The 1,602-nt window shown below is 40.0% G+C and carries 1 protein-coding gene; it reads right to left on the reverse strand.

Annotation, left to right across the window (positions count from 1 at the left end):
• Positions 1-297 precede the first annotated feature (297 nt).
• Complete coding sequence (locus K245_RS0121615) at positions 298-1,431, reverse strand: tyrosine-type recombinase/integrase (RefSeq protein ID WP_027360816.1); 1,134 nt, start codon at positions 1,429-1,431, stop codon at positions 298-300.
• Between the last annotated feature and the right edge of the window lie 171 nt (positions 1,432-1,602).

The following is a 1,602-nucleotide window of genomic DNA, read 5'->3' on the forward strand; positions in this document are numbered from 1 at the left end:
GGAAAAAAGTGAGGAAAATGCGCCTTAAATTAGGAAACTGGATCGGGAATTATAACTGTCGCTGACACGGAAAAATAATTGTCGTTGATCAATCTGAACGATGAATTTGTCACTTCCTCATTAATTTAACCTCCATTGATTTTCAAAGAACACAAGATATAGCGTGTAAGCGCCTGCTCCACTCTATAGCCGATAAAATATAATTCATTTCTCCTTTTCACAACAGTTTTTTTCTGATTTTTATGATGTGCTGTTATTATAGTTAGTTTTATGGTGGAGCGTCTTATAAAAAAGGCATTACAGCCCTTCCCATAGCTTTCGGACGCTCTCTTTCCCACTATCTGGTGCAAGCTTTGCATATCTCATCGTCTCCGTAATGCTTGAATGATCCATGACTTTTTTTATCTCATGGATCGGTGTTCCCTGAATAGCAAGGTGGCTTGCAATTGTGTGTCTTAAAGTGTGAATAACAACCCTGTTTTTGCTGTCTTTAGAATCAAGGCCCTGATTAAACAGCCTGTCAAGGATAGGCTTGAGTCTGCATTGAATCTGCCTTGCTGTCGTCTGCTGCCCATTAAAGGTTATGATGAAGTCGTTGGGGTTATTGCAGCCTTTAAACTGGTCATTAAGGATCAGTTTAAGCTCGCCTGAGAAAAAGCCTTTGTAAGTTTTCTTGGATTTGATGTTATGGAGCGTTATTGTGTCGTTTTCAAAGTCTAAGTCTTTAACCTGGATATGAAGGATTGATTCTAACCTTGCGCCTGTTTGCAAGCCCAACAGACAGAAAAGCAAAAGGTTTTGGTCTTTCCGGACGCTATCAATTAGTATGCCTACTTCATCCTTTGACAGATATCTTTGCCTTTCGTTGTTTTCTTTGAGCGGCTTGGATGCGTTGGCGGGATTGGTAGACTTAATAATTCCTTGTCTTATTCCATAGTTAAACACGGACTTTATAAAGCCAATATATTTATTAATCGTAGATGACGACCTTTTTTCATTGAGCAAGTTATTTTGAATGGAATTAACGTCGCTCTGTGTTATTGCATGGAGATCCTTTGACTTAATCCCCATCTTTTCCATAAATTTTAGAATTGAAGAGTACTCGGCTTTTGTTGCGTCTGATAATACTCTTGCGTCAATATACTGCCCAGCGACATCAGCAAAAGAAATGATCTTCTTCTTTTTCTTCTTCGCCAGCGTTAACGGAAGAGTGCTTAAGGCCTCTTCGCCATATCTTGCCTTGTTAATGATATCTATCCTTGCTTGATTGGCTGAGACCAGGTTGACGCCTTCTGAGTGTTTTCCCAGGCAAAAGCGCTGGCTCTTCCCGGCGATAGTAACCAGAGCATAATAAGTGCGGTCTCCGTCTGATAACTCCCGATAATAGAGCCCGTTGAATTTTTTAGATTTGATATCTTTCCCGGTAGACATTTCTTAACCCCATCAGGCCTGTTGCTAAAAAAGTTGCTAAAAATTCAAAAACAAATAAAGCTTTGATATTATAGCTTTTTAGTCACCGACCACCGGCAAAGCCGGTGGCATGGAATTCTGAACCGCTCAAAGCGGTAAAAAATGGGGATCACCTAAAGGTGATTAATCAAA

It is taken from the genome of Desulforegula conservatrix Mb1Pa, assembly GCF_000426225.1.
GTDB lineage: Bacteria > Desulfobacterota > Desulfobacteria > Desulfobacterales > Desulforegulaceae > Desulforegula > Desulforegula conservatrix.

Coding starts and splice junctions, on each gene's coding strand:
- K245_RS0121615 (WP_027360816.1), bottom strand. CDS start 1,431: ATGTCTACCGGGAAAGATATCAAATCTAAAAAATTCAACGGGCTCTAT.